The sequence below is a fragment of the Actinacidiphila paucisporea genome, assembly GCF_900142575.1.
Taxonomy (GTDB): domain Bacteria; phylum Actinomycetota; class Actinomycetes; order Streptomycetales; family Streptomycetaceae; genus Actinacidiphila; species Actinacidiphila paucisporea.
Window position 1 is genome coordinate 154326 of sequence record NZ_FRBI01000005.1, and the last position, 23439, is coordinate 177764.

A 23439-nucleotide genomic window follows, 5' to 3' on the forward strand; every position below is an offset into this window, starting at 1 on the left:
GGGCCAATGTCAGAGCTGACCCTGACGGTCATGCGGTTGGGTTTCCTCGCCGTTCTGTGGCTGTTCGTGATCGTCGCGGTGCAGGTCATCCGCAGCGACCTCTTCGGGACCCGGGTGACCCAGCGCTCCGGGCGCCGCGGTGAGACCGCGGCACGCCCGCCGCAGCAGCGCCAGCAGGCCGCGGCGCAGGACCGGCGCGGCCAGCAGCCGGCGCAGAACGGCCGGCAGCGCCGGGGCGCCCCCACCAAGCTGGTGGTTGCCGAGGGTTCGCTCGCGGGCACCACGGTGGCGCTGCAGGGCCAGACCATCACGCTGGGCCGCGCGCATGACTCGACGATTGTCCTCGATGACGACTACGCGTCCAGCCGGCATGCCAGGATCTACCCGGACCGCGACGGCCAGTGGATCGTCGAGGACCTCGGATCCACGAACGGCACCTATCTCGACCGGAACCGGCTGACCACGCCGACGCCGGTCCCGCTGGGTGCGCCGATCCGCATCGGCAAGACCGTCATCGAGCTGCGGAAGTAGTCGCACAATGGGCGAGCGGAGCCACGACGCGCGAGCGAGAGGGTGGGCAGCGTGCGGATGTACCCGGAGCCGACGGGGGAGGTGCGCATGTCTCTGAGCCTGCGTTTCGCCGCCGGTTCGCACAAGGGCATGATCCGCGAGGGGAACGAGGACTCCGGCTACGCCGGCCCCCGTCTGCTCGCGATCGCCGACGGCATGGGCGGCCAGGCCGCCGGCGAGGTCGCCTCCTCCGAGGTGATCTCCACCATTGTCACGCTTGACGACGACATTCCCGGTTCGGACATCCTCACGTCGCTGGGTACGGCCGTGCAGCGCGCCAACGACCAGCTGTTGCAGATGGTCCAGGAGGACCCGCAGCTGGAGGGCATGGGCACCACCCTGACCGCGCTGCTGTGGACCGGCCAGCGCCTCGGCCTGGTGCATGTCGGCGACTCGCGTGCGTACCTGCTGCGCGACGGCGTCCTCACCCAGATCACCCAGGACCACACCTGGGTGCAGCGGCTGGTGGACGAGGGCCGGATCACCGAGGAGGAGGCCACCACCCACCCGCAGCGCTCCCTGCTGATGCGCGCGCTGGGCAGTGGCGAGCGGGTCGAGCCCGACCTGTCCATCCGCGAGGTCCGGGTCGGCGACCGCTATCTCATCTGCTCCGACGGCCTGTCGGGGGTGGTCAGCCACCAGACGCTGGAAGACACCCTTGCCGGCTACCAGGCGCCGCACGAGACCGTGCAGGAGCTGATCCAGCTCGCGCTGCGCGGCGGCGGCCCCGACAACATCACCTGCATCGTCGCCGACGTCCTGGACACCGACGACGGCGACACGCTGGCCGCGCAGCTCAACGACACCCCGGTGGTGGTCGGCGCGGTCGCCGACACCCAGCTGCCGCTCAGCGACGCCCGCCATCTGCAGACCCCGGCAGGCCGCGCGGCCGAGCTGGGCCGTACCCCCCATCAGGCCGGTCCGGCCGGCGCCTTCGGGCCGCCCGGTAGCGGCGACCCGGTGCCGGGCGGCCTCAGCGCCCCGCTGGGCAGCTTCGGCGGCCACGACGACTCCGACTTCGACAAGCCGGCGGGCCGCAAGTGGCCCAAGCGCACACTGGTCGGCGTCGCCGTGCTGGCGGTGGTGGCCGGTGGTCTGTACGCCGGTTACGCCTGGACGCAGACGCAGTACTACGTCGGGGCCAAGGACGACCATGTCGCCGTCTACCAGGGCATCGACCAGAAGCTGGCCTGGATCAACCTGTCGAAGGTGCACAAGGACCGCACCGATATCGAACTCAAGTACCTTCCGGCGTATCAGCGCGACCAGGTCGAAAGCACCATCGCACTGAGCAGTCTCGGCCAGGCCGACGACAAGGCCGACGAGCTGGCGAGGCAGGCCTCCGCGTGCAAGGAGGTCGCCGACGCGGCGAAGAAGGTCCAGCAGCAGCTGCCGAAGCCGAGCGGCAAGACCGGCGGCGCGGCCACCGCCCCCGTCGGCGGCGCGGCCGTCACCACGGCCAAGAACCCCACGCCGACGATCAGCCCGACCGTCGCCCCGACGACCATCCCGACCACCGCCCCGACATCGGCGCCGACGTCGACGCCCTTGTCGGACGAGCAGAAGCTGCGCCAGAACTGCACCACGGGCCAGCCGTAACACCAGGAGGGGTCGGCTCGACATGAGCGCCAGCAATACCACCACCATCACGTCGATCGGCGCTCCCAACCGCCGCAACACCGAGCTCGCCCTGCTCGTCTTCGCCGTCGCCATCCCGGTCTTCGCCTACGCGAACGTCGGCCTGGCCAAGAACGGCTCGGTGCCGGCGGGCCTGCTCGGTTACGGCGTCGGCCTCGGTCTGCTGGCGACGGTGACCCACCTGCTGGTGCGCAAGTTCGCGCCGTACGCCGACCCGCTGATGCTGCCGATCGCCACCCTGCTCAACGGCCTCGGCCTGGTGCTGATCTGGCGGCTGGACCAGGAGCCGTCCCTGGGCTCCGCGATGGCGCCCAAGCAGCTGATGTGGTCGACCTTCGGCGTGGTGCTCTTCGTACTGGTGCTGGTCCTGGTCAAGGACCACCGCATCCTCCAGCGCTATACCTACATCTCGATGGTGCTCGCGCTGGTCCTGCTGGTGCTGCCGGTGTTCTTCCCGCCCGTCTACGGCGCCCGGATCTGGATCAGCCTGCCCGGCATCGGCTCCCTCCAGCCGGGCGAGTTCGCGAAGATCATCATCACGGTCTTCTTCGCCGGCTACCTGATGGTCAAGCGGGACGCCCTGGCGCTCGCCAGCCGCCGGGTGATGGGCCTGTACCTGCCGCGCGGCCGGGACCTCGGCCCGATCCTGGTGATCTGGGCGGTCAGCCTGCTGATCCTGGTCTTCGAGACCGACCTGGGCACCTCGCTGCTCTTCTTCGGCCTGTTCGTGATCATGCTGTACGTGGCGACCGAGCGCACCAGCTGGATCGTCTTCGGCCTGCTGCTCAGCTCGGCCGGCGCGGTCGCGGTCGCGTCCTCCGAGCCGCACGTGAAGATCCGCGTGCAGGACTGGCTGCACCCGCTGGCCCTGCAGAACGGCGCGGTGACCGAGACCGCGCAGGCCCGCTACGCCTTCGGTTCCGGCGGGCTGTTCGGCTCGGGACTCGGCCAGGGCTACTCGCGGCTGATCCACGGCATCGCGCCCAAGAGCGACTACATCCTCGCCACGGTCGGCGAGGAGCTGGGCCTGGCAGGCCTGATGGCGGTGCTGCTCCTCTACGGGCTGCTGATCGAGCGCGGTATACGCACCGCGCTCGCGGCCCGCGACCCGTTCGGCAAGCTGTTGGCGATCGGCCTGTCCGGCGGCTTCGCGCTCCAGGTCTTCGTGGTCGCCGGCGGTGTGACCGGGCTCATCCCGCTGACCGGTATGACCATGCCTTTCATGGCCCAGGGAGGTTCCTCGGTGATCGCCAACTGGGCCTTGGTCGCGATCCTGCTGAGGATCAGCGACACCGCCCGGCGGCCGGCCCCGAGCCCCGCCCCCTCCCCCGACGCCGAAGCGACCCAGGTGGTGCGTAACCAGTGAACAAGCCGCTACGACGGGTCGCGGTCTTCTGCGGTCTTCTCGTCCTCGCCCTGCTGGTGCGGGTCAACTACGTGCAGTTCGTCCAGGCCGACCAGCTCTCCAACGACCCGCACAACCGCCGGGTCGCCATCAACCAGTACGCCCAGCCGCGCGGCAACATCATCGTCGACGGCAAGGCCGTCACCGGCCACACCGAGACCAACGGCAGCGACTTCAAGTACAAGCGCACCTACACCGACGGTCCGATGTGGGCGCCGGTGACCGGCCACGCCTCGCAGGCCTACGGCACCACCATGCTGGAGGGCGTCGAGGACAAGTTCCTCACCGGCAACGACGACCGGCTGTTCTTCAACCGCACCATCGACCTGCTGACCGGCAAGCAGCGGCAGGGCGGCAACGTGGTGACCACGCTGAACGCCAAGGCCCAGAAGGCGGCCTTCGACGGTCTGGGCGACAAGAAGGGCGCGGTGGTCGCGCTCGACCCGCGCACCGGCGCCGTCCTCGCCATGGCGAGCACCCCGTCGTACGACCCCTCGGGCATCGCGGGCTACTCCACCACCGACGAGAAGAACTGGATCGCGCTCGACAAGAAGAACGACCCGAACGACCCGTCGCTGAACCGGGCGCTGCGCCAGACCTACCCGCCGGGATCGACGTTCAAGCTGGTCACGGCCGCGGCGGCACTGGAGACAGGAAAAGTCACCGACATCAATGCCAAGACGACGTCGCCCGACCCGTACACCCTGCCCGGCACCACAACCCCGCTGGTGAACGAGGGCCACCTCCAGTGCAAGGACGCCAGCCTGCGCAATGCGCTGCGGCAGTCCTGCAACACCGTCTTCGGCAATCTCGGCGCCAACATCGGCCTCAAGGGCATGGTCGACGAGGCCGAGAAGTTCGGCTTCAACAAGGAGCAGACCATCCCGGTCCGGGCCGACGCGAGCAACTTCGACACCAAGATGAGCCCCGACCAGGTCGCCCTGTCCTCCATCGGCCAGTTCGACACCGCGGCGACCCCGCTGCAGATGGCCATGGTCGCCTCGGCCATCGCCAACAACGGCGTGCTGATGCAGCCCTACGAGGTCGACAAGCTGGTGGCGCCCAATCTGAGCACCATCTCGCAGACCGACCCCCAGAAGATGAGCCAGCCCCTGTCGCCGGAGAACGCGCAGAAGCTCCAGTCCATGATGGAGACGGTCGTCACGGACGGCACCGGCAAGAACGCGAAGATCCCCGGCGTCAGGGTCGGCGGCAAGACCGGCACCGCGCAGCACGGCGTCAACAACGACAAGGCGCCCTACGCCTGGTTCGTCTCCTACGCCATGACCGACCAGGGCTCGCCGGTCGCGGTGGCCGTGGTCGTCGAGGACGGCTCGGCCAACCGCGACGACATCAGCGGCGGCGGTCTGGCGGCGCCGATCGCCAAGAGCGTGATGGAGGCGGTCCTCAACAAGTGACCGCCACAGGGTCGCGCGGTGGAGCCCCGACGAGACGAATGTCACGCGCGTCGTGGCGCCCGTGCACATACCGGTCAGGTATCAGCGGACGTCCGGCGCACGGATGGGCCGGGCAGGCCCGGTACCGTATCTCCGTGTAGGCGCAGGGGATGGGTTAACGGGATTCGGGTCGTGATTCGGGTCGTGAACGTCAAGATACGGGTTTGAGGAGAGGGCAGAGCTATGGAAGAGCCGCGTCGCCTCGGCGGCCGGTACGAGCTGGGCTCGGTGCTCGGTCGCGGTGGCATGGCCGAGGTGTACCTCGCGCACGACACCCGCCTCGGCCGTACCGTCGCTGTGAAGACGCTGCGGGTGGATCTTGCCCGCGATCCGTCCTTCCAAGCCCGCTTCCGCCGGGAGGCCCAGTCGGCCGCCTCGCTCAACCACCCCTCGATCGTCGCCGTCTACGACACCGGCGAGGACTACGTCGACGGCATCTCGATTCCCTACATCGTGATGGAGTACGTCGACGGCTCCACCCTTCGTGAGCTGCTGCACTCCGGGCGCAAGCTGCTGCCCGAGCGGGCCATGGAGATGACCGTCGGCATCCTCCAGGCACTGGAGTACAGCCACCGGGCGGGCATCGTCCACCGTGACATCAAGCCGGCCAACGTGATGCTGACCCGTACCGGCCAGGTCAAGGTCATGGACTTCGGCATCGCCCGCGCCATGGGCGACTCCGGCATGACCATGACGCAGACCGCGGCCGTCATCGGCACCGCGCAGTACCTCTCGCCCGAGCAGGCCAAGGGCGAGCAGGTCGACGCCCGGTCCGACCTGTACAGCACCGGCTGCCTGCTCTATGAGCTGCTGACCGTACGCCCGCCCTTCGTCGGCGACTCACCGGTCGCGGTGGCCTACCAGCACGTGCGCGAGGACCCGCAGCCGCCGTCGGTCTTCGACCCCGAGGTCACCCCGGCGATGGACGCGATCGTCCTCAAGGCGCTCACCAAGGACCCCGACTACCGCTACCAGTCGGCCGACGAGATGCGCGCCGACATCGAGGCGGCGCTCGACGGCCAGCCGGTCGCCGCTGCCGTCGCCATGGGCGCGGCAAGCTACGGCTACCCGCACGGCTACGGCGACAACGCCGCCACCACCGCGCTGCCGTCGCAGGCCGACCCGCACACCTCGATGCTGCCGCCGTCCCGCGACGACGACGGCGGTTACGGCTACGACGACCGCCCGGACCGCCGCAGGCAGAAGAAGGGCGGCAGTACGTCCACCGTGCTGCTGGTCGTCGGCGGTGTCCTGGTGCTGATCGGTGCGATCTTCCTGGGCAAGACGCTCTTCAGCGGCAACGGCAACACCTCCGAGTCCAAGGTGCCGAACTTCGTCGGAAAGTCCTTCGACGAGGCGTCGACGACGGCGGGGAACATCGACCTGACGCTGACCAAGGGCCTGCCCGAGTTCTGCGCCGGCGTCGACAAGGACCTGATCTGCAAGCAGAGCGTGCCCGCCGACAGCGCGGTTCCCTCCAACAAGACGGTCACCGTCATCCTGTCGAAGGGCGAGGCGCCGATCCCGGTGCCCGACGTGAAGAACGACCTCTTCGACGACGCGCAGTCGCAGCTGGTCACCGCCGGTTTCACCGTGAAGCGGGTGGACCAGGTCACCACCACCAAGGACGTCAACACCGTCCTGAGCCAGGATCCCGCGCCCCGCACCAAGCAGCCCAGGGGCACGCTGATCACGCTCAAGGTCGCGGTCCAGCCCGAGCAGCTCGACGTCACCGACGTCAAGGGCTACACCAAGCAGGCCGCGCTGGACCGTCTTCACCAGGACGGCTTCACCAACATCAACACCACCTCCCAGTCCGACCCGAACGCGCCGGCGGGCACGGTCATGAGCCAGTCCCCGGCCGGCGGCAAGGCCGCCAAGGACGACCCGATCAACCTGGTCATCTCCACCGGCCCCGACCAGTCGCAGACCCCGCCGCAGGGGCAGACGATGCCGAACGTGCAGTTCCATCGGCTCGGCGAGGTGGAGGACCAGCTCAACGGGATGGGCCTGAACCTGAGCGTCGTCGTGGTCAACGGCGGTCCCGAGGACCGCAACGCCCTGGTCATCGGCAGCACCCCCGGCCAGGGGCAGCCGCTGACCCAGAACCAGCAGGTCCAGTTGCAGACGAGCCCGGCCCCGGGGGGCAACGGCCACTAGCCCGGCCGACCCGCTGAGAACGCCGCCGACCCGCTGAGAGAACGCCGCCGCCCGGACTACCGCAGTTCGGGCGGCGGCGTTCGCTGCGGGTCGACCTTCTGGGTGCGGACCAGCTCGCCCCACACGACGTAGCGGTAGCGCGAGGTGTAGACCGGGGTGCAGGTCGTCAGGGTGATGTAGCGGCCCGGCTTCTTGCGGCCGGACTCCTCGGGGACCTGGTCGGTCACGGCGACGTCGTACTTCGAGGTCTGGTCGAGGATCTTGTAGACCTTGTAGACGTACCAGGTGTCCTTGGACTCGAAGACGATCGGGTCACCGGTGTGGATCTTGTCTATGTCGTGGAATTTCGCCCCGTGGCCGTCGCGGTGGGCGGCGAGGGTGAAGTTGCCGACCGAGTCCCACGGCATGGCCGCGGGAGTGGGCTCGGTGTAGTAGCCGGCGACGCCCTCGTTGAGCACCTCGGTCGAGGTGCCCTTCTTGACCAGCACCTCGTAGTTCCTGCCCATCGCCGGAACGTGCAGGAAGCCGATGCCGTCCAGGGTGTCGAGGCCGCGCGCCGGCCCGCCGGCCGGTGTGCCCGCCCACTCCTGGCGCACCTTGTTGGCGGCCTTGGTCGCGTGCCGGTCGGCCACCACGTTGGTCCACCACAGCGAGTAGACGACGAAGAGGGCCAGCACCAGCCCCGCGGTGATGAGCAGCTCACCGACGACGCTGATGACGGAAGCGGCCCTGCGCCGCCCGCTGGGCTTGCTGGTCGTCACGCTGTTCCGCTCTCCGTCCGGTGGCACGTCTGGCGGCACCTGTCGCGGCGCCGGGGTACTGCGGAGTACGTCAGCCGCCGACCAGCGCGTCCGGCTTGCCCTTGCTGCGCGGCCTCTCCTCGGCCAGCTTGCCCCACACGATCAGCCGGTTGGTGCTGGTGAATTCGGGGGTGCAGGTGGTGAGGGTGAGGTAGCGGCCGGGTGCGGTGAAGCCGGAGCCGACCGGGATCGGCTTGAGCACGCTGACGTTGGCCGGCGGGGTGGAGGCCAGCGAGCCGGTGATCACGTAGGTGTAGTACTCCGTCGCCGTCTCGACCACCACCTTGTCACCGGGCTGCAGGTGGTTGATGTAGCGGAAGGGCTCGCCGTGGGTGTTGCGGTGCGCGGCGACCGCGAAATTCCCGGACTTGTCCCAGGGCATCGCCGTGTTCAGGCTGCCGTCGTAGTGGCCGATCATGCCCTTGTCGAGCACGTCGTGCTTGGAGATGCCCTGCGCGATAGGCGCCTTGACGTCCAGCTTCGGGATGTACATGATCGCGAAGCCCTGCCCGGGCGAGAAGGTGCCCGGCACCCGGTTCGGGTCGGCCGAGGCGCTGTCCCACTGGTGCTGGAGGTTGTTGGCGGCGCCGTTGGCCTGCTGGTGGGCGCGTACGTTCGTCCACCACAGCTGGTAGGTGACGAACAGCAGCATCAGCACGCCGACGGTGATGAACAGCTCGCCGACGACCCGGCTCGCGACGACCGCGGGGCTGTCCTTGGCGGCCTTGGCGGCCCGCCGGGCCTCCACCCGGCTCAACGGCGCCGAGGCGGCCTCCTGGGCCGTTCCTGGGCCCTGTGCGGCGCCACTGCGGCCGTGCCCGCCGGCCCGGTGGCCACCACCCTGCCGCGCCGCCTTGCGCCTGGCGGCCCGTCCGCCGTCCGCCGGCACCGGTGGCGACGCGGGCGGAGGGAGGGGCGGGGGCGGTGCGAGCAGCGGTACGTCCTCGGGCCCGCCGTCCTCCGCGGGCACGTCCGGCTCCGCCACGACGGGCATCCGCGCGGTCGGATACACGGGGGGTGCCATGACGGCGGGCTCGGCCACGGGCGGCTCGTCGTGCTCCGGGGTGGGGAACCACGGGGAGGCAGCGGGGTCGGGGAACGGCTGCCGCGGATACTCCGGCTCCTGCACCGCCGGGGGGTGGCCGGGCAGCGGATCGTTCAGGGGGTCGTTCAGCTGCTCGACCACGGCTTTGAACTGCCCGGTGCTGTCGTAGGACATCGGGCCGTCCGAGGGGCGCTCCGGGCGGAGCGTGGTCACGCCCCGGCCCGCCCGACGACCGGTGCGAGTCCGTGCGAGCGGTCCGGGGCGGCGCGGTCACCGCAGACGGCGAGCCAGTTCGCCAGCATCTTGTGCCCCCATTCGGTGAGCACCGACTCGGGGTGGAACTGCACGCCCTCGACGGCTGCGTCCCGGTGCCGGAGGCCCATGATGATGCCGTTCTCCGTCCACGCGGTGACCTGCAGTTCGTCCGGAAGAGTGCTGCCCTCCACGGCGAGCGAGTGGTAACGCGTGGCGGTGAACGGTGTCGGCAGTCCGCCGAAGACGCCGACCCCTTCGTGCGTCACCAGTGAGGTCTTGCCGTGCAGCAGCTCGGGTGCCCGGTCGACGACTCCGCCGTAGGCGACCGCGATGGACTGCACTCCCAGGCAGACGCCGAAGACCGGAACCGCGGTCTCCGCGCAGTGCCGCACCATGTCGATGCACACCCCCGCCTCTTCTGGAGTGCCGGGGCCGGGGGAGAGCAGCACCCCGTCGAAGCCGTCCTGCGCGTGTTCCGGCCGCACCTCGTCGTTGCGCAGCACCTCGCACTCGGCGCCGAGCTGGTAGAGGTACTGCACGAGGTTGAAGACGAAGCTGTCGTAGTTGTCGACCACGAGAATGCGTGCGCTCATCGGACGGCTGCCATCCCGTTGTCGACAGTGACGTCATTGAAGGGCAGCAGCGGCTCCGCCCAGGGGAAGACGTACTGGAAGAGGACGTAGACGACGATCAGGGCCAGCATGAGGGAGACCAGCGCCCTCACCCATGCGTTGCCCGGCAGGTGCCGCCAGATCCAGCCGTACATTACGGTCCCTTCCTTCCGGCTTCCCGGAACAGAGTAAGGGGAGATCGCACGGAGCGGGTTGGTAGCCGGACAAAGCTTCGTCATGGCTTCACCTGGGCGTCCGCCGGATTCGCGGCCGTCGGCCGACCGCCCCTCAGGGCCGGCTCACAGGCTGTGCATAGTGCAGAGCCGTCGAGCCGGTGTAACCGGGCAGCGTCGTCTTCCTCGCCTCGGTGACCTTCCAGCCCAGGCCGTAGGCGGCGACATATTGCAGGTAGTTCCGGATCGGCGGGCTGTCGTCCAGCGCCTTGCGCAGCTTCGCCTGGTCACCCACGGCGGTGATGCGGTAAGGCGGTGAGTAGACGCGGCCCTGGAGAATCAGGGTGTTGCCGACGCAGCGGACCGCACTGGTGGAGATCAGCCGCTGGTCCATCACCCGGATCCCCTGGGCGCCGCCCTGCCACAGCGCGTTGACCACGGCCTGCAGGTCCTGCTGGTGGATGACCAGGTCGTTGGGCTGCGGGTCGGGGACGCCGGGGATCAGGGGGGTGGCGTTGGGCGGGGCGTCGTTGAGGGTGACCTCGACCGAGGGCCCGGTGAGCGGGTCGCTGCCCGCGGACCTGGCCAGCGCGTCGATCCTGGCCTGCTCGGCGGCGCTGAGGCCGCTGCCCTGCCGGGTCAGCCGGTCCACGTCGTCGCGGACGCCGGTGAGCTGGCTCTCCAGCCGGCCGTTGCGGGTGTTCTTGGTGCGAATGGTGTCGGACAGCTTCGGCAGCGGGTCGTCACTGCGGATGTCCACACCCTTGGCGGTGTCGAAACTCATCCAGAAGATCAGTCCGGCCAGTGCGAAGACTCCCGCACTGACCACTCGCAGCGCTACCGTGCGGGAGACAGCACGGCGGGAGGGGGTGGGTGCGCTTCCACCGGAATCCGTCGCCACCGTACGCTGTCTCCTTACAACCTGAGGAAGCACTACGCTAACGGACGCCCGGCGGCGGCAGTGCCCCTCGCCGGCAGCCGACTGCCACCCCGTACCCGCCCCATACCCGCCAGGACCGCCCCGCACATCCGCGCGGTTACGCAGCGCATCGACAGGAGACTCCCTCGTGCCGAAGTCACGGATCCGCAAGAAGGCCGACTTCACCCCGCCCCCGGCGAAGGCCGCCACCGCCATAAAGCTCGGCGGCCGCAACTGGGTGGCGCCGCTGATGCTGGCGTTCTTCATCGTCGGCCTCGCCTGGATCGTGCTGTTCTACGTCACCCAGGGCAGCCTCCCGGTGGACGCGTTCGGCAACTGGAACATCGTGGTGGGCTTCGGCTTCATCGCCGGCGGGTTCGTCGTCTCGACCCAGTGGAAGTAGTTGTCCACACGGTTATCCACAGTGGGGAAAAGGTCGGAAGATCTGTGGATAACCTCTACGAGGTTGACGCCGGTACGACCGGTGGCCAGGACCGACGGCCACCGGTCGTTTGCTGTCCGGACGCCGAACTGTACTGATCTTGCCGGGAATATCGGGACAACTCGGATGAGCGGGCGATCGCGCAGCCGTTCACACCGGCTGTGCACAACTTGCACAGGCTTCCCTACCCGCTGTGGATAACGCGGGATCAACGCCAGCGGACACGGCCCTCAGGACGTGACCTGCACCACAGCGATCGCCGTGAGCACCACCGTCAGCACCAGCACACCGGCTGCCGTCCCCCACTGCACGGCATTGCGCCGCTCCCGCGGTGCGTACGCCATCGCTATAGCCACCGCGGTGCCCGCCAGCAGGCCACCCATGTGCGCCTGCCAGCTGACGTTGGGCCACGTGAAACTGAAGACCACGTTGAGCACCAGCAGGATCAGGATCGGGCGCATGTCATAGCGCAGCCGCCGCATGAAGACCGCGGTGGCGCCGAACAGCCCGAAGATCGCGCCCGAGGCGCCGAGCGTCAGCGTGTCCGGGGTGATCAGCAGCACCGTGGCGCTGCCGGCCAGCGCGGAGATCAGATACAGCACGATGTAGCGGCTGCGGCCGAGCAGCCGCTCCAGCGGGGCGCCGATCCACCACAGCGACAGCATGTTGAAGCCGATGTGGGCGAAATTGCTGCGGTCGTGCAGGAAGGCCGAGGTGATCACCCGGTACCACTCGCCGTCGGCGACCCCGATGCACTGCTGGGGCGGGAACTGCTTGGGGGTGCAGGCCGCGTAGAGGCCGAGGTCGCTCACGATCCGTTCGCCGACCGCCAGTTCCAGCGCGAAGACCGCGACGTTCAGCGCGATGAGGATCTTGGTGATCAGGAAGGGGTCGTGCGCCACGACACCGCCGGCCACCGTCCGCTGCCGGGGCGTGTGCCCGGAGCCCTGGCGGACGCAGTCCGGGCACTGGAAGCCGACCGAGGCACTGACCATGCAGTCCGGGCAGATCGGCTTGTCACACCGGGTGCAACGTATGCCCGTCTCCCGGTCGGGATGCCGGTAGCAGCAGACCGCTTGGTCCATCAACGTACTCCCCTGTCGCCGCGCCTTGACGCGCTGAACGCCCCGCCCACTTGGACGTGCGGGCGGGGCGCGGTGTTCCCGAAGGCTACGTCAGCCGCGCTTCTCCACGACGACCGACTGGATCACGACGTCCTCCAGCGGGCGGTCGGTGCGCGGATTGGCGGGGCTGTTGATGATCCCGTCCACCACCTTCTTGCTCGCCTCGTCCGCGACCTCGCCGAAGATGGTGTGCTTGCGGGTCAGCCAGGTGGTGGGGGCGACCGTGATGAAGAACTGCGAGCCGTTGGTGCCGGGGCCCGCGTTGGCCATCGCCAGCAGATAGGGCTTGTCGAAGGCCAGGTCCGGGTGGAATTCGTCGGCGAACTCGTAGCCGGGGCCGCCGGTGCCGTTCCCCAGCGGGTCGCCGCCCTGGATCATGAAACCTGAGATGACCCGGTGGAAGACCGTGCCGTCGTACAGCTTGTCGTGGGACGCCTTGCCGGTCCGCGGGTCGGTCCACTCGCGGGTGCCCTCGGCGAGCCCGACGAAGTTGGCCACCGTCTTGGGGGCATGGTTCGGCAGCAGCCGGATCACGATGTCGCCGTGGGTGGTCTTCAGGGTGGCGTAGAGCTGCTCGGCCACGGTCTACCTTCCATAGTCTTCGCTGACAGGCACAAATCCTTGCACGGCCCAGCCCCGCGCGCGGGCTTCCCCCGTTCTCCGCCCGGCCGGACCGCGCAGCAACCGGGCCGACTGACCCGTATGCACGTCCGCACATGCCGTACGGCGGCCAGCCGGGCATGATTTCAAACCGGGTGGACAGGCGAAAACCGTACGCCACCGAGGAGGAGGTTCCTGTGACCCGCATCGACAGCGTGCGCAACGCGGCCGACATCACCAAGGACAGCGTGCGGCACGCCGCGGAGGTGGCTGCGCCGTACGCGAGCACCGCCAAGGATGAGGCAGCGCGTTACGCACAACAAGCCGGTACGTACGCGCAGCAGGCCGGCGCGCTCGCCAAGCAGGCCTACGACGCCAAGCTCGCCGCCCAGGTGCGGCAGGCCCGCGAACAGGCATGGGCGGCCGTGCCGCCCAAGACCGCGGTCGCCGTGGAGAGCGCCGCCCGCCGTACGAAGGAGACCGCGAAGACAGCGGCCGACTACACCGTGCCGAAGGTGGGCACCGCGGTCGCGGCCACCAGGGCCGTCGCGGTGCCGGTGACCAACGAGGCGCTGGTGCGCGGCGCCGCCGCCCTGCACGCGCTGCGCGGCCAGGTGACGGCCGACGACATCGACCGGCTGGTACGCCGGCGGGTCCGCCGGCAGCGGGCCGGCCGCACCTTCCGCGGCCTGCTGCTGGCCGGGGTCGTCGGCGGCGCCGCCTTCGCCGCCTGGCGCTGGTGGAGCAAGCAGGCCAACCCGGACTGGCTGGTCGAGCCGACCGAGCCGACGGAGCCGGACGAGGTCACCGACGGGATCAGCGGCACCAGCACCCTGACGGTGGTCGACCCGCTCGACGGTCCGTCCGCGTCGGTGAACGGCTCGGGTGCCCATGTCGACCGCGTCGACGGCTTCCCCGACTCCGACGTCGAGGCCGCACCGTCCGACGACGACAACCCGCACCGGGACGGCGCCTGACCCCTCGCCCCTCGAAAGGGGCGCGGGGCCCTGCCCCGACTCCGCCGGTCAGCCCGCCACCGGCGCGGGCACCGGCTCGGGGTCGGGGCCGTTCAGCACCGCGGGCACGTCCCTGAGCGAGATCAGCGCGGCCACCGCGCCGAGCAGCAGCAGGCCCCCGCCGATCAGCGTGGTGGTGTGCATGCTGTCGGTGAACGCCTGCCTGGCGGCCTCGGTGACATGCCTCCCGAGAGCGCCAGGCAGGTGCCGCCCGGTCTCGACGCCGCTGGTGACCGACTCGTGCGCGGTGCTGCTCTGTGCTGCCGTCAGACCGCTCGGCAGCCGCAGATCACTGCGGTAGTACGCGCTGAGCACCGAGCCCAGTACCGCGATGCCCAGCGCGCCGCCCAACTCCATCCCGGTCTCCGAGATGGCCGCGGCGGCGCCCGTCCTGGTGCTGGGCGCGCTGGCCAGGATCGTGTCGGCGGTCACGGCGAAGATGAGCATCAGCCCGGCGCCGTTGACGACCACCACCGGCAGCAATTGCCAGTACGCGGTGTGCGGGGTGGCCAGGCCGAGCCCCGCGGTGGTGACGCCCATCAGGAACAGCCCGGCCGCGACCGTACGCGCCCGGCCGATCAGCGGGATGAGCGAGCCGGCCGCCGGCGCGGTGAAGGCGGCCGCGAGCGGCCCCGGCAGCACCGCGAGACCCGCCGTCAGCGGCGACCAGCCGCGGATCACCTGGAAGTACAGCGAGAAGCCCAGCGACAGCACGGACGCGGCGAACATCGTCACGACGTTCGCGCTGATCGCACCCGAGAAGGCGCGGTTGCGGAAGAGCCGCAGGTCGAGCAGCGGGTGTGCCAGCGCGGTCTGGCGGTGCAGGAAGACGGCCAGCAGCACGGCGCCGAGCGCCGCGGTGATCCACACGGAAGGCTCTGCGACCCCGTCGCGGGCCCCCGTCTTGATCGCGTAGATCACCCCGAACAGCCCCACCACCGACAGCGGCACGCCGCGCCAGTCCAGCGGCCCCGGCTGCGGATTGCGCGACTCGGGCAGGACGATCGCGCCCGCCCCCAGTAGGACCGCCGTCACCGGCACGTTGACCAGGAAGACCGAGCCCCACCAGAAGTGGTCGAGCAGCAGCCCGCCGACCACCGGGCCGAGCGCGAAGCTGCCGGCTCCGACCCCGCCGCTGATGCCGACCGCGGTGGTCCGCTCCTTGGGGTCGGTGAAGGAGGCCCGCACCAGGGAGAGCGTGGACGGCATGATGGTCGCGCCGGCCACGCCGAGCACCGCCCGGGCGGCGATCAGGGTGGCAGGGGTGCTCGCGTAGGCGCTGATCCCGGAGGCGACACCGAAGCAGGCCACGCCGATCAGCAGCAGCTTCTTGCGCCCGATCCGGTCCCCGAGGTTCCCCGCCACGATCAGCAGGGCGCCGAGCGCGAAGCCGTAGACGTCCACGATCCACAGGAGTTGGGTGGCGGACGGGGCGAGTTGTGCGGACAGGGAGGGCACGGCGTAGTTCAGGACGCTGGCGTCGATGCCCAGCATCGCGGAGGCGACACAGCAGAGGGCGAGTACGGTCCAGCGCCGCGCGTTCTGCCGGGCTGCCGCCCCGCCGGTCGTGTCGTGCTTGGTTGTCGTCGTCATGTACGGCAGCGTGCGCGGCGCCGCTGACCGGCCGCGCACCGCGCGCTGACCGCCCGCGCACCGGCTGTCCGGTCAGGCTCCGGTGCCGTTCTCGGTGAGGCGCTGGGCGGCGTCCTCGGTGACGTTCTCAGCGTTGTCCGCGGTGCCGCCCGCGGTGCCGCCCGCAGTGACGTCCTCGGTGACGAGCGAGGTCAGGACGCCGAGGGCCGTGGAACGGTCCAGGGCGGCCGTCGCGGTGACGGCCGCCGCGTATGCGGTCTCTCCCAGCGCGGCGCGGGCGGCCGCCGCGGTGGCGGCGGCGTCGGGGCCGGTCAGGGGACTGCCACGAAGTGCTTCCGCGACGCCGAGCAGCGCCGCGGCCCGCCGCGGGTCGCCGTCCAGGAGGGCGAGAGCGGCGGCGGCGCCGGCGATGTGCGCGGCGTTCATCGACAGCAGCAGCACCTCGCTGTCGAAGGTGGCGGCGGCCCTCAAGTGGCCGCGGGCGGCTTCGGCGTCGCCGTCGGCCACGGCGACCAGGCCCAGCGAGGTCAGCACCACGGACCGCGTGCTGTTGCTGGAGAACCAGCCGGTGGGGCATTCGGCGAGCGCCTGCTCGGCCAGCGCGCGGGCGCGGGGCAGGTCGCCGCGCAGCCGGGCGATGTCGGCGAGGCAGCGGTGCGCCATCGCCAGTGTCTCCGGGGCCCCTGCCCGCCGGGAGAGCGTCACCGCCCGCTCGCAGTAGGCGGTGGCGGCGTCGAGATCTCCGGCCCGCAGGCTGAAGGCGGCGCGGTTGGTCAGCAGTTCCGCCACGTCGAGCACCGAGTCCAGCTCCTCGGCGAGCACCAGCGCCTGGCCGATGAAGTCGAGCGCCTGCGCGAAGTCATTGCGGAAGTCGGCGAGGTCGGCGAGCACGTTGAGGCAGGTGATCAGGCCCCAGCGGTCGCCCTGGCCGCGGAAGCCGGCCAGCGACCGCTCGCACTCGCGCTGCGCGACCGCCGTGTCGCCCCGCACCATCCAGGCCTGGAAGCCGAAGCCGAGGTGCACCAGGGCGTCGTACCAGGGGTCGTTCCGGCCGGCGAGCAGCGCCTCGACGCCCTCCAAGGTGTCCATGTCACCGTGCGGCACTCCGGCGAAGGGCGCCCACAGCAAAGTGAGCACCGGGAAGCGCCGGGCGATCCGGTCCATGCCCTCGACGATCTCGGTCGCCGCCGCCACGTGCGCGGTGTAGCCGGTCGGGTCGGACAGCGCGCTGACCACGGCGAGCACGCACAGCGCGTACTCCTCCTCCAGACCCTCCGGAGGTGTGGACCCGACCGCCGTGAGCACCTGCCGGGCGGGACCCACGCCCTCGTACCGCACTCCCCGCAGCAGCCAGTAGGAGGACAGCGCGGCGATCAGGCGCATCGCGCCGGGGATGTCGCCCGCGTCGAGCGACCGGTGCAGTGCCGCCTGGAGGTTGTCCCGCTCGTCGGACAGCAGTCGCAGCCACTCCAGCTGCTCGGCCCTGCGCAGATGCGGGTCGGCGGTCAGCGCGAAGTCCAGGAAGTAGGCGGCGTGCGCGGCGTGGGTGCGCTCGGTCTCGCCCGCCTCGGCGAGCCGCTCGGCGCCGTAGGCCCGGATGGATTCGAGCATCCGGTAGCGGACCAGGCCGGTGCCCTCGGTGTGCTGGGCGACCACCAGGGACTTCTCGACCAGTGCGGCCATCAGGTCGAGGACGTCGTCCGCCTCGATGACGTCGCCGTCCGCGCACACCGCCTCGGCGGCGGCCTGGGTCCAGCCGCCGGCGAAGACCGCGGCCCGGCGCAGCACCGCCCGTTCGTCGTCCGGCAGCAGGTCCCAGCTCCAGTCGACGACCCCCCGCAGCGTCCGCTGCCGCGGCTGGGCGGTTCTGCTGCCCCGGGAGAGCAGCCGGAAGAGCGCGTCGGGGCGTACTCCGAGGCTGTACGAAAGGTCGTCGGCAGGCAGCGCGCCGAGCCGGGCGGCGATCTCGGTGACCGACAGCGAACGCAACCGGGCGGCGGCCAGTTCGATGGCCAGCGGCAGGCCGTCGAGGACGGAGCACAGCCGCAGCACGGTGTCCGCGGTGGCGGGGTCGGCCGCGGGGTCGAACCCGGGGCTGACGGCGGCGGCCCGGTCGGTGAACAGCCGCACGGCGGGGGAGGCGAGTACCTGCTCGCGGTCCGTGCCGGGCTGCGGCATACCGAGGGTGGCCACCGGGCACAGCGCCTCACCGGTGATACCGAGCGCCTCCCGGCTGGTGGCGAGAATCCGCAACTGCGGGCAGCCGATGAGCAGTCGCTCGGCGAAGACCGCCGCGTCGGCCACCACGTGCTCGCAGTTGTCCAGCACCAGCAGCAGCGGGCGCTCGATGAGCGCCGCGGCGATACGTGCCACCGGGTCGGGCACCGCCGCGGAGGCGCCGGCCGTGCCGTGGCCGACCGGGGGCCGCAGGCCGCCACGCAGGCCGAGTGCGCCGAGCACCGCCTGCGGGATCTCGGCTCCGCCGGTCACCCCGGCCAGTTCCACGAAGCAGGCGTCCTGCGGATGGCGGCGGGCGGCCTCCACCGCGAGCCTGGTCTTGCCCGCACCGCCGGGCCCGATCAGGGTCACCAGCCGCTGCCGCGCCAATCTGTCGCCGATGAGGGCGAGTTCATCGGCCCGGCCGACGAAGGTCGTGAGCTGGGCGGGCAGTTCATGCCGTACGGGGGCGGCGGCCGGGGTCGTACCCGCTAGCGGGTCGCTCGGTCTGTCCGACCTGCCACCTGACGATGTTTCACGTGGAACATCCCCGCCGGGTCCGGTTTCACGTGAAACATCCGGCGGTGCGGCCATCGGCTCGCCCCGCAGTACGGCCAGCTGGGCGGCGGCCAGTTCGGGTCCCGGGTCAGCGCCGAGCGAGTCGGCCAGTTCCCGCCGGGCATCCTCGTACGCCGCCAGGGCCTCGCCCTGCCGACCACTGCCGTGCAGCGCCCGCATCAGCTGGGCGCGCAGCCGCTCCCGCAGCGGGTGCGCCGCCACCAGCTCACCGAGTTCGGCGACCAGGGTGCGGTGCCGACCCAGAGCGAGATCCGCTTCTATCCGGTCCTCGACGGCGCCGGTTCGCAGCTCCTCCAGCCGTACGACCTGGGCGGCGGCGAAGGGCGCGTCACCGACGTCGGCCAGCGCGGGTCCCCGCCACAGGGCGAGAGCCTCGCGCAACAACCGGGCGGCCGAAGCCGGTTCAGCCGAGGCCAGCGCCTCACGTCCCTGGGCGCTGAGCCGTTGGAAGCGGTGGGCGTCGACCTGGTCGGGGTCGACTGCGAGCCGGTAGCCGGCGGGCAGCCCCTCGATCGGCACCGGCAGCACCTGGCGCAGCCGGGAGACCTGCGACTGCACGGCATTGCCCACCCCGGCCGGCGGGTCCTCCCCGTACAGCCCGTCGACCAGCCGCTCCCCGCTGACCGGCCGGCCGGCCTCCAGGAGCAGCAGGGCGAGCAGCGCACGTCGCCGCGGACCGCCCAGCGCCACGTCGACGCCGTCCGCGCCCAGGGCTCGCGTCGCACCGAGGATGCCGAACTTCACGCCCTGATTGTGTCGTACCGAGGTCGCACAGGCGTGCCCCAAGATCAGCTCATCGCACGGCTCTGTAGCGCGCCCGCCGCAGAGGCACAGGGAGCAGCATCGGCGTCCCCACCGCGGTCAGCACGGGGAGTCGGACGCGATCGCCGCGGGACCGCACTCCTGCGCCGTCCCGGACGCCGCGAGCAGCAGCAGCTCATAGAGGGTGGCCCGCTGCCCGGTGTCCAGCGCCGACAGCACCTCGTCCTCCACCGCCGCCAGCGCGAACTCCGCCTTCGCGAGCCGCCTGGCACCCCGGTCGGTCAGCTGCACGATGTGCCGTCTGCGGTCCTCGGGCGAACGCCGGCGCTCGATCAGGGCGTCGGCCTCCAGATCGTTGAGCAGCCCCACCACCGTGGCCCGGTCCATCATCAGCGTCGACGCGAGCGCCTGCTGCGTACTGCCGTCGCGGTCCCGCAGCACGGTCAGCGCGACCAGATGCCGCGGGCGCAGCCCCAGCGGCTCCAGCACCGACTCGGCGTGCAGGCGCATCCGCCGGGCGAGGTTGTCGAGCAGCGCGCCCGACCGCCGCGGCGGCTGGTTCAGCACGGGCAGGGAGGCCATCCCAGAAGTCTATCCGGCCGGCGGGAATCGTGACGTGGTATAAATCGTTGGCGTTACACAAACCAGTTACGAAGGGTCAACGAGATGCCTCACCTTCTGCACATAGACTCCAGCGTCCAAGGCGCCACCTCGGTCAGTCGCCGGCTCACCGCCCGCGCCGCCGCCGCCTGGCGCGCCGCCCACCCCGACGGCACCGTCACCTACCGCGACCTGGGCACGGACCCGCTGCCGCACATCGTCCCGAGCACCGTCCACTCCGGCGTCGTACCGGCCGCCGACCGCACCCCCGAGCAGGCCGCCTCCTGGGCGCTCAGCGAGCAGGTCGTGGCCGAGGTGAAGGCCGCCGACAGCGTGCTGCTCGGCCTGCCCGTCTACAACTACGGCGCCCCCAGCAGCGTGAAGTCCTGGGTCGACCACCTGGTCGCCGTCGGCCTGTCGGTCGACCCGGAGACCTACGAGGGCCTGCTCGGCGGCCGCGACCTCGTCGTCCTCGCCGCCCGCGGCGGCGGCTACGCCCCCGGCACCCCCCGCGAGGGCTGGGACCACGCCGAGCAGTGGCTTCCCCACGGCATCTCGCTGACCGGCCTGACCCCCCGCTTCATCACCGCGGAACTGACCCTGGCCAAGGTCAACCCGGCCATGTCCGACCTGATCCCCCTGGCCGACCAGAGCCTCGCGGCCGCCGAGGAGTCCATCGACGCCCTGTGGCCCGTCCCCACACCGGCCTGACCTTCACCCCACGGGCGGGAGGTCTCCGACCCCAGCGGCCCACGGGACCCGTCCGCCACCGAAATACCACCGGGCGCGTACCCGAGCAGCGCCCGGCCCCGGCGCAATGACGGGCACCCATCGATTACCGCTGCGGTCCTCGTCCTCGGCAGGATGGGTGCCATGACCGAGATCCAGACCCCTCGCCTCATCCTCCGCCGCTGGCACGAGGACGACCTTGTTCCCATGGCAGAGATCAACGCGGACCCGGAGGTCATGCGCTGGATCGGAGACGGCTCCGTCCGTGACCTGGAGCGGACGGCGGAGGACATCGAGCGGTGGGAGGAGGAGTGGGACGAGGAGGGCTTCGGCCTCTTCGCCGTCGAGCTGATGGCCTCGGGCGAGCTGGCTGGTTTCGCGGGCCTGTCCGTCCCCCGGTTCCTGCCGGAGGTGCTGCCTGCAGTGGAGATCGGCTGGCGGCTCGGCCGGCAGTACTGGGGACAGGGCTACGCGTCCGAAGCCGCCCATGCCGCGCTGGAGTTCGCGGTCCAGGATCGTGGTCTCGACCGCGTCATCAGTATCAGCGCGGTGGGCAATGACGCCTCGGAAAACGTGATGCGGAAGCTCGGCATGGCGCCGGAACGCGAGACGACGCATCCGGCGTACGGACATCCGCTGCGTGTCCACAGCATCGATCTGACCGAGTTCCACGCCTGAAGCGACCGCGTCGCTTACCCACCGCCGTCGCTCCGACGTGGCGCGGCTGGAAGACGACCCGCGCTCGTGACGCTGCTCCGCCGACGTGCCGGAGGGCCGACCCCCGCGTGGGGAACCGGCCCTCCAGGAGTCCGTCAGGGCTTGAAGCGGGCCACCTCGGCCACCATCAGCGGAGGGTCTCCGCTTCCGGGCGACGGCTGACTGATCCGGCTGGTCTCGCCCAGCGCGTGCATGCTGGGCGCTGAACTCGCTCGCCTGACGTGTGCAGAATGCGCCGTGAACGCCAGCGGCCCCCTCGCCCTACCCGGGCGAGGGGGCCGCTGACCTGCACGAACCAAGTGTGGAGCCTAGGAGATTCGAACTCCTGACATCTGCCTTGCAAATTCCCCCGGGGCGGGCTCGTGAGCTGGGCAGATGCGGACAGAAGGTCGCTGACCTGGGGAAACTTTTGCCGCTGGTTGCCACTGGTGGTGGGCACCTTCGCGGGGCGTGTGTGCTGAATGCGTGCTGCCTGGCCGAGGGCTGGGTGCCCAGGGGAGAACCGCCCGCCGGCATCAGCCTGCTCGGCTGCCGATCAAATTCACACTCGGACGGGCGCCTGCCAAGACGAGGCCGCCGGCCCGGACCGCAGATGCGGAATGGGCCGACGGCCGGGTGCCACTACGTATGACTCCTCATGCACTGCTGGCTGACACCGCAAGAGCGCGGGGGTTCAGCCAGTCGCACTAGAAGATGCGCATCACCAGCCTCACGACGAAGACGGCCAGGTCGACCACCCACCGCCACAGGCGGTTTCCCGCGGCATCGGCGAAGCCCCGCCCCGTCCAGGACAACAGACCGAAGACCTTGCCGATCCGGGAGTTGCGGGACTCGGACAGGGCACAGCGCTCACAGCGCGGCGGCGGCTTGCGGGAGCCGCGCCCGGAGGGGCGGTTGGCCCGCCGGGCGCGGCGGGCCTGGGCCGCACTCTTGCGCGACATGTGCGGACGGGGGCGATTACGCTTACTCACGAGGGGCTCCATAGGGATGCAACGGCCTGACGGGGTTCTTCGGGGGCCCGGCTGGTCCTCGGCCTCAGAAACCGGACCACCGGGCCCTTCTGTGGGCGTAGCTGGATAGAGCCGACGACCCAGAAGGGCTGCGGCTCGCGGACGTGAACCAGTACCTGACCTGCTTTCTCGCATGATCGGACGTACTGACGTCGAAACTGCCCGTCGAATGCGTCCTAGGCCTTCACATCTTGCACCACCGGCGAATAAGATTCGACGGATTGCAGGAGATCCTACACGCCCACCGGTTGCCGGAATAACGCTCGCCCGAAGCAGGCGGCGTCAAGATTGCACCCCCATCCGTGAACGGGATGCGAAAATCACCATGTCTACCATCCCGCCACTCCGATGAACGACCATTTCCCCGAGCAGGATACGCGCGGCATCTTCGTCGCCGTACTCCAGTAGCATTTCAACAGCGGACTGAAGCTGCGCCACCGACGCAGACATACTCATGCGGCGTAAAATCCGGAATGCTTCATTCCGGTTGCCAGCCCCGAGGAGTGCGAGGGCTTCCCTCGTCGGCGAGCGCTTGCCGACCGCCGGGAGAGACGGAGCCTGCGCGTTGCGCCGGTCCCCCTCACTAGCGGCCAGTGGACGCCCCCTGTTGCGCCGGTCCCCCTCCGTCGACGCCGACATGGCGGCACGTCGATCCCTGCAGGCCGAGTGGCGGCAGGAGACTTCGTGGCGCATGTCGATCAACTGGTCAAGCCGGTAAGGGACAGTGCGCCCCGCGGCCAGTGCCACCTTCACCGCCTCGGAGTACAAGCGGGCGAGGGACCGCTCCTGCGGAGCACGCCGCCCGTGGAGCCAGTGGGAGACCGCGGGTTCGGAGACGCCGACCCGCCCCGCCACCGATGCCATCGTGAGCGGCGCGAACAGGGAGTACAGCTCATTCAGGGCAGCGGCGAATTCCCGCTCAGCCTCTCCGTCAATGTCGACTTTTACCGTACGCGGCACAGGACCTCCGGCTCCTTGCGCGAGGGAGAGCGCGACCGCCATGCAGGCGACGCGGGT

Annotated in this window: 21 protein-coding genes; 9 read left to right on the forward strand and 12 right to left on the reverse strand. The window is 70.5% G+C overall.

Annotated elements, in window-relative coordinates:
- Window positions 1–6 precede the first annotated feature (6 nt).
- From BUE44_RS10430 to pknB, 5 genes are all read left to right on the forward strand, one after another.
- The gene (locus tag BUE44_RS10430; protein ID WP_073496460.1) at window positions 7–531 is read left to right on the forward strand and encodes an FHA domain-containing protein FhaB/FipA; all 525 of its coding nucleotides are present in this window, start codon (window positions 7–9) and stop codon (window positions 529–531) included.
- Between the two features lie 87 nt (window positions 532–618).
- Window positions 619–2169: a Stp1/IreP family PP2C-type Ser/Thr phosphatase gene (locus tag BUE44_RS10435; RefSeq protein WP_235002016.1), complete on the forward strand. Its 1551-nt coding sequence runs from the start codon at window positions 619–621 to the stop codon at window positions 2167–2169.
- A gap of 22 nt (window positions 2170–2191) precedes the next feature.
- Complete coding sequence (locus BUE44_RS10440) at window positions 2192–3574, forward strand: FtsW/RodA/SpoVE family cell cycle protein (RefSeq protein WP_073496464.1); 1383 nt, start codon at window positions 2192–2194, stop codon at window positions 3572–3574.
- On the forward strand, window positions 3571–5031 hold the full coding sequence (locus tag BUE44_RS10445) for a peptidoglycan D,D-transpeptidase FtsI family protein (protein ID WP_073496466.1): 1461 nt from the start codon (window positions 3571–3573) through the stop codon (window positions 5029–5031). The genes BUE44_RS10440 and BUE44_RS10445 overlap by 4 nt, the downstream gene beginning before the upstream one ends.
- A 222-nt stretch (window positions 5032–5253) precedes the next feature.
- Window positions 5254–7230 (forward strand): Stk1 family PASTA domain-containing Ser/Thr kinase, encoded by a 1977-nt coding sequence (gene pknB / locus BUE44_RS10450; RefSeq protein ID WP_073496468.1) that lies wholly within the window; start codon window positions 5254–5256, stop codon window positions 7228–7230.
- A 56-nt stretch (window positions 7231–7286) separates the two neighbouring features.
- Here pknB and BUE44_RS10455 read toward each other — a convergent pair whose 3' ends face one another.
- The 5 genes from BUE44_RS10455 to BUE44_RS10470 form a co-directional block, all read right to left on the reverse strand.
- A complete protein-coding gene (locus tag BUE44_RS10455; protein WP_235002018.1) occupies window positions 7287–7991 on the reverse strand; it encodes a class E sortase in 705 nt (234 codons plus the stop codon).
- 70 nt (window positions 7992–8061) lie between these two features.
- The gene (locus BUE44_RS10460; RefSeq protein ID WP_073496472.1) at window positions 8062–9288 is read right to left on the reverse strand and encodes a class E sortase; all 1227 of its coding nucleotides are present in this window, start codon (window positions 9286–9288) and stop codon (window positions 8062–8064) included.
- On the reverse strand, window positions 9285–9923 hold the full coding sequence (locus BUE44_RS10465) for an aminodeoxychorismate/anthranilate synthase component II (RefSeq protein WP_073496475.1): 639 nt from the start codon (window positions 9921–9923) through the stop codon (window positions 9285–9287). The genes BUE44_RS10460 and BUE44_RS10465 overlap by 4 nt, the downstream gene beginning before the upstream one ends.
- On the reverse strand, window positions 9920–10096 hold the full coding sequence (locus tag BUE44_RS36400) for a hypothetical protein (protein WP_107415670.1): 177 nt from the start codon (window positions 10094–10096) through the stop codon (window positions 9920–9922). Before BUE44_RS36400 ends, BUE44_RS10465 begins: the two co-directional genes overlap by 4 nt.
- Before the next feature lie 133 nt (window positions 10097–10229).
- Complete coding sequence (locus BUE44_RS10470) at window positions 10230–10943, reverse strand: DUF881 domain-containing protein (RefSeq protein WP_322939886.1); 714 nt, start codon at window positions 10941–10943, stop codon at window positions 10230–10232.
- 238 nt (window positions 10944–11181) lie between these two features.
- On the opposite strand from BUE44_RS10470, the gene crgA reads away from it, so the two are divergent.
- A complete protein-coding gene (gene crgA / locus BUE44_RS10475; RefSeq protein WP_073496478.1) occupies window positions 11182–11436 on the forward strand; it encodes a cell division protein CrgA in 255 nt (84 codons plus the stop codon).
- A 269-nt stretch (window positions 11437–11705) separates the two neighbouring features.
- Here crgA and BUE44_RS10480 read toward each other — a convergent pair whose 3' ends face one another.
- Together BUE44_RS10480 and BUE44_RS10485 are read right to left on the reverse strand one after the other, a co-directional pair.
- On the reverse strand, window positions 11706–12560 hold the full coding sequence (locus BUE44_RS10480) for a rhomboid family intramembrane serine protease (RefSeq protein ID WP_073496480.1): 855 nt from the start codon (window positions 12558–12560) through the stop codon (window positions 11706–11708).
- A 90-nt stretch (window positions 12561–12650) separates the two neighbouring features.
- Window positions 12651–13181 (reverse strand): peptidylprolyl isomerase, encoded by a 531-nt coding sequence (locus BUE44_RS10485; protein WP_073496482.1) that lies wholly within the window; start codon window positions 13179–13181, stop codon window positions 12651–12653.
- Window positions 13182–13396: 215 nt separating this feature from the next.
- Between BUE44_RS10485 and BUE44_RS10490 the strand changes: the two genes are divergently transcribed.
- Window positions 13397–14176, forward strand: coding sequence for a DUF5324 family protein (locus BUE44_RS10490; protein WP_073496484.1), 780 nt, complete (start codon window positions 13397–13399; stop codon window positions 14174–14176).
- Between the two features lie 48 nt (window positions 14177–14224).
- Here BUE44_RS10490 and BUE44_RS10495 read toward each other — a convergent pair whose 3' ends face one another.
- The 3 genes from BUE44_RS10495 to BUE44_RS10505 all read right to left on the reverse strand — a co-directional run bounded on the left by BUE44_RS10495 (window position 14225) and on the right by BUE44_RS10505 (window position 19948).
- Window positions 14225–15808: an MFS transporter gene (locus tag BUE44_RS10495; protein WP_073496858.1), complete on the reverse strand. Its 1584-nt coding sequence runs from the start codon at window positions 15806–15808 to the stop codon at window positions 14225–14227.
- A 72-nt stretch (window positions 15809–15880) separates the two neighbouring features.
- Complete coding sequence (locus tag BUE44_RS10500) at window positions 15881–19348, reverse strand: AfsR/SARP family transcriptional regulator (RefSeq protein WP_073496486.1); 3468 nt, start codon at window positions 19346–19348, stop codon at window positions 15881–15883.
- 117 nt (window positions 19349–19465) lie between these two features.
- On the reverse strand, window positions 19466–19948 hold the full coding sequence (locus tag BUE44_RS10505; protein ID WP_073496488.1) for a MarR family winged helix-turn-helix transcriptional regulator: 483 nt from the start codon (window positions 19946–19948) through the stop codon (window positions 19466–19468).
- Between the two features lie 84 nt (window positions 19949–20032).
- On the opposite strand from BUE44_RS10505, the gene BUE44_RS10510 reads away from it, so the two are divergent.
- Window positions 20033–20677: an FMN-dependent NADH-azoreductase gene (locus tag BUE44_RS10510; protein ID WP_073496490.1), complete on the forward strand. Its 645-nt coding sequence runs from the start codon at window positions 20033–20035 to the stop codon at window positions 20675–20677.
- 162 nt (window positions 20678–20839) lie between these two features.
- Complete coding sequence (locus BUE44_RS10515) at window positions 20840–21373, forward strand: GNAT family N-acetyltransferase (protein WP_073496492.1); 534 nt, start codon at window positions 20840–20842, stop codon at window positions 21371–21373.
- A 725-nt stretch (window positions 21374–22098) separates the two neighbouring features.
- Here BUE44_RS10515 and BUE44_RS10520 read toward each other — a convergent pair.
- Together BUE44_RS10520 and BUE44_RS10525 are read right to left on the reverse strand one after the other, a co-directional pair.
- Complete coding sequence (locus BUE44_RS10520) at window positions 22099–22383, reverse strand: hypothetical protein (protein WP_143172494.1); 285 nt, start codon at window positions 22381–22383, stop codon at window positions 22099–22101.
- Window positions 22384–22704: 321 nt separating this feature from the next.
- Window positions 22705–23382, reverse strand: a complete 678-nt coding sequence (locus BUE44_RS10525; RefSeq protein ID WP_073496496.1) for a helix-turn-helix domain-containing protein — start codon at window positions 23380–23382, stop codon at window positions 22705–22707.
- Window positions 23383–23439: the final 57 nt, after the last annotated feature.

Coding starts and splice junctions, on each gene's coding strand:
- pknB (WP_073496468.1), top strand. CDS start 5,254: ATGGAAGAGCCGCGTCGCCTCGGCGGCCGGTACGAGCTGGGCTCGGTG.
- BUE44_RS10495 (WP_073496858.1), bottom strand. CDS start 15,808: ATGACGACGACAACCAAGCACGACACGACCGGCGGGGCGGCAGCCCGG.
- BUE44_RS10435 (WP_235002016.1), top strand. CDS start 619: ATGTCTCTGAGCCTGCGTTTCGCCGCCGGTTCGCACAAGGGCATGATC.
- BUE44_RS10510 (WP_073496490.1), top strand. CDS start 20,033: ATGCCTCACCTTCTGCACATAGACTCCAGCGTCCAAGGCGCCACCTCG.
- BUE44_RS10440 (WP_073496464.1), top strand. CDS start 2,192: ATGAGCGCCAGCAATACCACCACCATCACGTCGATCGGCGCTCCCAAC.
- BUE44_RS10465 (WP_073496475.1), bottom strand. CDS start 9,923: ATGAGCGCACGCATTCTCGTGGTCGACAACTACGACAGCTTCGTCTTC.
- BUE44_RS10430 (WP_073496460.1), top strand. CDS start 7: ATGTCAGAGCTGACCCTGACGGTCATGCGGTTGGGTTTCCTCGCCGTT.
- BUE44_RS10515 (WP_073496492.1), top strand. CDS start 20,840: ATGACCGAGATCCAGACCCCTCGCCTCATCCTCCGCCGCTGGCACGAG.
- BUE44_RS10505 (WP_073496488.1), bottom strand. CDS start 19,948: ATGGCCTCCCTGCCCGTGCTGAACCAGCCGCCGCGGCGGTCGGGCGCG.
- BUE44_RS36400 (WP_107415670.1), bottom strand. CDS start 10,096: ATGTACGGCTGGATCTGGCGGCACCTGCCGGGCAACGCATGGGTGAGG.
- BUE44_RS10480 (WP_073496480.1), bottom strand. CDS start 12,560: ATGGACCAAGCGGTCTGCTGCTACCGGCATCCCGACCGGGAGACGGGC.